Annotated in this window: 8 protein-coding genes; 3 read left to right on the top strand and 5 right to left on the bottom strand. The window is 48.2% G+C overall.

The features are described 5' to 3' along the window. A partial coding sequence (locus IQ256_RS28045) for a Na/Pi symporter (RefSeq protein WP_193858983.1) occupies positions 1 to 883 on the bottom strand: 883 nt, incomplete at its 3' end. Between the two features lie 279 nt (positions 884 to 1,162). Here IQ256_RS28045 and IQ256_RS28040 point away from each other — a divergent pair. The 3 genes from IQ256_RS28040 to IQ256_RS28030 all read left to right on the top strand — a co-directional run bounded on the left by IQ256_RS28040 (position 1,163) and on the right by IQ256_RS28030 (position 3,133). Beyond that, positions 1,163 to 1,492, top strand: a complete 330-nt coding sequence (locus tag IQ256_RS28040; protein ID WP_193858982.1) for a PadR family transcriptional regulator — start codon at positions 1,163 to 1,165, stop codon at positions 1,490 to 1,492. Position 1,493: 1 nt separating this feature from the next. Continuing rightward, entirely contained in the window at positions 1,494 to 2,378 is an 885-nt protein-coding gene (locus IQ256_RS28035; RefSeq protein ID WP_193858981.1) for a cytochrome b N-terminal domain-containing protein, read from the top strand. A gap of 239 nt (positions 2,379 to 2,617) precedes the next feature. Next, the gene (locus IQ256_RS28030; protein ID WP_193858984.1) at positions 2,618 to 3,133 is read left to right on the top strand and encodes a CIA30 family protein; all 516 of its coding nucleotides are present in this window, start codon (positions 2,618 to 2,620) and stop codon (positions 3,131 to 3,133) included. Positions 3,134 to 3,160: 27 nt separating this feature from the next. Here the strand turns inward: IQ256_RS28030 and IQ256_RS28025 are convergent, their stop codons facing one another. The 4 genes from IQ256_RS28025 to IQ256_RS28010 all read right to left on the bottom strand — a co-directional run. Continuing rightward, positions 3,161 to 3,514, bottom strand: a complete 354-nt coding sequence (locus IQ256_RS28025; protein WP_193858980.1) for a nucleotidyltransferase family protein — start codon at positions 3,512 to 3,514, stop codon at positions 3,161 to 3,163. 54 nt (positions 3,515 to 3,568) lie between these two features. Beyond that, positions 3,569 to 4,285, bottom strand: coding sequence for a DevA family ABC transporter ATP-binding protein (locus IQ256_RS28020; RefSeq protein ID WP_193858979.1), 717 nt, complete (start codon positions 4,283 to 4,285; stop codon positions 3,569 to 3,571). A gap of 34 nt (positions 4,286 to 4,319) precedes the next feature. Further along, a complete protein-coding gene (devC, locus tag IQ256_RS28015) occupies positions 4,320 to 5,513 on the bottom strand; it encodes an ABC transporter permease DevC (protein WP_193858978.1) in 1,194 nt (397 codons plus the stop codon). A 100-nt stretch (positions 5,514 to 5,613) separates the two neighbouring features. Continuing rightward, positions 5,614 to 6,005, bottom strand: a 392-nt coding sequence (locus IQ256_RS28010; RefSeq protein WP_193858977.1) for an HlyD family efflux transporter periplasmic adaptor subunit, incomplete at its 5' end; no start/stop codon positions are given.

Genomic DNA, 6,005 nt, shown 5'->3' with positions numbered 1-6,005 from the left:
GTGTATAAGAGACAGGAGCTAGACTAAACACCCCTGAACCCGCTAGGGGCACCATCAGACTGGTTGTGGTAGAAGAAGATTGAACCAAAACGGTCATCAAAGTTCCTGCTGCAATGCCAGCAATTGGACCTCTGCCAATAGCCGTATGCAGAATATCTTTGGCACGACCAACCATGAGTACCTTGAGCAGTTTGCCGACAAAGCTAATCGTCAAGAAAATCAGAGAAATTCCTAGAATAATCAGAGCAATTCCACTGAAAGGAGCAGGTAGAAACAGCGTGAGATTTTCGAACAGATGGACGAGTGGCTTAGTGGCTGCTTTGACAAAGTTCAAATCCTTGACGCTTAGCGAACCGCCGCCTACCAGGTTCTGCGCTAGAAAATGTGCAGCGCTTTCGAGTGGATGAAAGAAAATCTCAATCGGCAAAAATATGACTACGCTCAGCAGATTAAAGAAATCGTGAATTGTTGCAGCGGCAAAGGCTCGCTTAAATTCTCGCTGATCGCTGACGTGCCCTAGGCTGACCAAAGTATTGGTAATACTCGTGCCGATATTGGCACCCATCACCATAGGAATAGCCGTAGCAACAGGTAGCCCACCTGCCACTAGACCCACAACAATCGAGGTAACGGTACTTGACGATTGAATCAGGGCGGTAGCTACTGTACCTACTATCAGACCTAAGAAGGGATTGGTCGCAAAGGCAAAGAGTTCTTCAGCTCTTTCTCCTGTTGCTGATTTGAAGCCCGTGCCAATCATGCCGACTGCGGCAATCAATAGATAGACTAGTAGTAAGATACTAATCCAGTTTAAGAACTTATTTCCTTTGGCTTCTTCCGACCTCTTTTCTGTTGCTAAAACGCTTTCTGCAGCACGGCTCATAACTGTTGCCTTAGCTAAATATAACTACAGAAGAAATTAGCCCATTACTACTCACAGGAGTTTAATGTCGGGTTAAGCGCTAATGTTCAAAAGAATAAGAGTGAGAAGATTATCTTGTTTTGTGGACAATCACTTTCTTCGTGGACAGTTGATGTTTGAACATCTGGCTCACCTATAAAGACAACCCCCTATTACAACGTATATCCATTTTGTGGATATATAACTATAATTTGATATACTGTTTGGGACTAGTCAGCCAAGGCATCAAAAGACGCAGGTATGAACGCACCAGAGTTACATCTGACTCCTAACCAAGAGGTGATCTTAGCGGCGCTGCGATTCCGTAGGCGCTATGGGCTAGAGATCATGACAGCGGTCGAGAAAAGCGGCGGTAAGCAGATAGGATTCAATTCGCTCTATCCCAATTTGAAAAAGCTAGAGAAAAAGGGATTTGTGAAAGCTGAGTGGGGAAATGAATTACCAGAAGAGCACACAGGCGCAAGGCGAAAGTACTACCGGATTACTGGGATGGGCGAACAGGCACTTGAAGCTAAGCATCAATTGTTAGAGAGTGTGGCGCATTGGATGCCAGCGCCAGAGGGGGTATGAAATGATTGTAAAAGACCTGAGATTGGCCACGCAGGTGAGTGAACTGGTTGGGCGTTTCCCAAGAGCCTGGCAAGACTATCAAGACTGGCTTAGAGATATTGTGGGTTCGCGTCCAGTCTTATCGGCTCGCTATCCGAGTTGGCAAGCAGCGATAATTTTTCGCTGGCGGCTATTTTACTTTGTTAGCTACGTAGCTGTTGTCGTCTTTCTGAAGCAGTGTGGGAAAAAATTGGAGAGTCTGACTACTATTGACTACCGCTATATCCTTCAGCGAACGGCAACTTTGCTGGCAGTGGCGGCGTTGACGCTCTGTGGGATTGCAGCGACGACGGGCATTCTAATCGCGTTTTATTATCAGCCTGCCGCTATGCGAGCACACGAGTCGCTCACTGCGATCGCCCACGATATCTCTAGCGGTTCGGTGATTTTGAGCCTGCATCACGTGGCGGGTAACGGCTTAATTGTTGTTTCCTTGATACAGCTAGTTGTTATGTTTCTAGGGCGCGAGTTTCTGTGTAGCTGGTTCACGGGTTGGATTAGCGGTATCTGCTTAACGCTAGCTGCTATGGGCCTGAGCTGGACGGCGATCGTGTTGAGCTGGGATCAAACCAGCTTTTGGCGCTTTAAGATTGAGCTGAGTATTGTGGGTTCTATTCCCCTGATAGGTGGAGCGCTACGCGAGATACTCTCTGGTGGAAGCGGCATCAACAGCGTGACGTTGCAGCATATGTATGCGCTGCATAGCTATGTATTGGCGATCGCAGCTATTTTTCTGTCTGTCCTCCATCTCGGTGCGCTTATTCTACAAGAGCAGCACTGGAAAGCAGCGCAGCAGCGGTTTAATCTGTCCAAGCTAAGTGAGAGGTTTCTGCGTAAATCACTGTAAGATCTAGCTGTTATGTTTATACCCTATAGAGATGTTGTCCTCTGCGGCTTCAATCAGGGGATGAAAGGGACTAGGCGATGCTGAAAACCGGTGGACTGTTACTCATAGCTGTTTTAGTGGGGGCGATAGTTTCTTCAACTTCTCAGCTGGTCGGTAGGGTAGCTGGCATAAAAGTCCCTTTTATCTACAGCGAGCAGAGTAGTCAGCCAAAGCAGGTACGAGGAGCCCAAGATACGCGTATGAAGTCTAACGCTGTAGTGATAGATTTTGCCGACTCGACGAACACTAATCGCTGGCGTTCGGTTGATGACACTGTGATGGGCGGCATTTCTCAAGGCAGCTTCGCGGTATCAGCAGCGGGCACTGGCGTTTTTAGCGGTGAGCTATCGCTAGAGAACAACGGCGGCTTTAGCTCAGTCAGACGAGATGTGAGCGATCTAGATTTTAGTGGTGTAGATGCGATCGCCCTACGAGTAAAAGGCGACGGACGCCGCTATCAGCTCCGCTTCAATATGGGCCGCTCGGTTAATCCAGATAGCCGCCCAGTTTTCTACAGAGCCGAATTCGATACGCAGCCTAATCAATGGCAAACCGTGAGCTTACCCTTACGCTCGTTTGAACCCGTTTTTCGGGGGCGTATTGTCGAAGATGCGCCAGCGCTATCGGCTGAAAGGATACAAGAGATAGGACTGCTACTGGCAGGCAAACAAAGCGGCGAATTTAGACTAGAGATAGACTGGATCGAAGGTGGATAAGAGAGCTAATACTTTCAAATGGATGCTTCATCCTTGTACATAGATATTCTGAGCAGTTGTTAAAATCTCACGGCGGCGAATCCAGTTTTTGCTCTCCTCAATAGATTTCCTGTTGATCAGATCGACGGAACGGCTTGTTAGATCTTCAAGCTGGTGTTTCATTCTCACTAGCCTCAGCAGACTGCGTGAGGCATCCGGTGTATAGGTAAACAGAAAATCAAGATCGCTGTTTGGACCAAAATCTTCGCGGAGCACAGAGCCAAACAGATCTAAGCTTGCAATCTGCCATTCTTCGCAAAAGTCGGCTATTTCTTTTACAGAAAGCCCGATGCGCGATCTAATTGTTGGATCTAGTGCCGCTAGCGTTTTGCTCTCTGCCATTGAAGTTCTGTCAACTCTGTCTATATCATAACCAAGTATTCGGTCTTTCCCATCTTAACCAGCTTCTGCAAATTCTGGCTGAGCGGCTAGACGACCGTCTTCCATGTAAACAATGCGATCGGCAATGTCAAGAATGCGATTATCGTGAGTAACTAGCAAGATGGTGCAGCCCTGCTGCTTTGCCAGGTCGTGCATGATCTCAACGACGTCTCGGCCTGATTGCTTGTCAAGAGCGGCTGTGGGTTCGTCGGCAAGGACGATCTTGGGCTGGCTAACGAGGGCGCGGGCGATCGCAACTCTTTGCTTTTGGCCGCCCGATAGATCGGCGGGATAGTAGGTGGTGTGATCGCCTAGTCCTACTTTCTCTAACATTTCTGTTGCTATTTTATAGCGTTCAGCTTTGGTCATATTTCCCTGTACTTCTAGGCCCATTTGCACGTTTTCTACTGCGCTCAGGCTCTGATGCAAGTTATGCGCCTGAAAGATATAGCCATTATCTCTTCTAGCTAGCACTAGCTCGCTCTCGCTGGCGTCTGTGATTTCATGTCCGACCACGTTCAAGCTACCAGACTGGGCAGAGCGTAACCCACCGATTAAGGTAAGCAGCGTTGTCTTTCCTGAGCCGGATGGCCCGGTCATAATCACGATTTCACCCGCTTGGATCTCTAAGTTAATATCGAACAAAGCCTGCTTGCGAAGTCGCCCTGAGCCAAAAAAATGATCCAGGTGCTGGACACGAATAGCTGTTGAAATAGCTGTTGAAGTTTTCATGATTTGGCAATTGATAAAGCTGGGCGGGAGAGAATTAGAAGATATCAGCGGGATCGGCAGACTGGAGACGGCGAGTTGCGATCGCACCTGAAACATTACACATCAACAGCGTCAGCATAAAGACAATTAGGGCTCGACTTGCGGGCATCGAAATTGCCAGGGCAGTCGCTCTAGCCGTTAGCTGATAAGCACCTAGCGCCACCAGCAAGCTCGGGAAAAAGCCTAGCAGAGACAAAATCAAAGCTTCCTCAAACACAACGCCTAGCAGATAGCTGTTGCGATAGCCCATTGCCTTGAACGTGGCATACTCAGCTAGGTGACTGTTCACATCCGTAGAGAGCACCTGATAGACAATCACTACACCGACGATGAATCCCATCACCGAACCCAGTCCAAAGACAAAGCCGATAGGAGAATCGCTTTTAATATCATCGACTTCAAAATCAACATATTCTTCGTGGGTAAATACCTGTACATCGTCCGCTAGATGCGTGGAAAGGTTCGCCCTTACCTGCTCTGCATCAGCCCCCGCTTCTAGCTGAATTAGACCCATACTCACAACGCCCGCTTCTTTCCTAGGAAATAACCTCAGAAAATTCTGATCGCTGGTGATAATTGCCCCATCGCTGGCAAAAGAAGCACCGACTTCAAACAGGCCCACCACGCTCACCGTTTGTAAACCCACTTCTGTTGTAACCAGTTCGCCAGCATCGACCTGTGCGATCGCTTCTTGATACTCTCCTCTAGCCGCCCGGTCAAAGAGCACATGATTTGGCAGCTTAATCTTTTCTAGGTTTTCATTCACTTCTGGCAGAGTAAAGGCGGGTCTGGCCGGGTTCTGACCGATCAAAAGCATAGACTTCTTCTCTCTCGTCTGCGGATTTTTCCACTCTTTTGTAGCAATGTACAGGGCGTCAGCATGGTCGACGCCCTGTACATCTAGCGCTTGATAAAGTCTTCTTCTAGAGAAAGTACGCAGCCTGCCAAAGTTCTCGGCTTCACTGCTAAGAACGACTAAGTCGGTCTGTATCTGTCTGGGAAACTGGGTATTGGTCTTGTAGAGCGCGTCCGAAAACCCTAGCTGCATGAAAATCAAGACATCGGCAAAGGTGATGCCTGCGATCGCAGTCAACAGCCGCAGTCGATCGTGCTTTAGCTGCTTGAATCCTAGCGGAGTGCGATTTTGAAACGCCTGCAGTAATTTTGTTGGATTAAATTTGCCGGGCATAATGACCTTTTAGTTCTGCGAAAACTGAAATATGTAACAAAGCCAGAAGGCGTCCTTATTCCGCCAGTCGGGTGGCCTGCCGTTTTAGAGAAACAAGGACTTATTCTGTTTCAATCGTGACGGTTACTTGCAAATTTGAAAGTCCAGCAACTTTTTCACTATCTGCCTCATCTAGCCGTACCTGGACTTCAATAACTTTGGCATCGATATTTGCAGCCGGATCTTCGTTCACCACTTCCTGACGTTCTACTTGAAATCCAATCTGTTCTACTGCGCCCTGCAAAGGCTCAGCAATTATCGGAGAGGTCACTACCGCTGATTGCCCAATTTCAACAGTTTGAATATCGTCTTGATAGACTTCGGCGATCGCCATCATCTGCTGGGTTTGACCAATAGTGGCAATGCCGTCGCTACCTACAGTCTCACCTGGGCGGGCGTGAACTTCAATAATCTGCCCGGCCACAGGCGATTTGACGTACGCCTGATCTAGGT

Source organism: cf. Phormidesmis sp. LEGE 11477 (assembly GCF_015207105.1).
Taxonomy (GTDB): domain Bacteria; phylum Cyanobacteriota; class Cyanobacteriia; order Phormidesmidales; family Phormidesmidaceae; genus Phormidesmis.
Note: the sequence above shows the minus strand (reverse complement) of the source record. Positions and strands in the feature narration are given on the sequence as shown.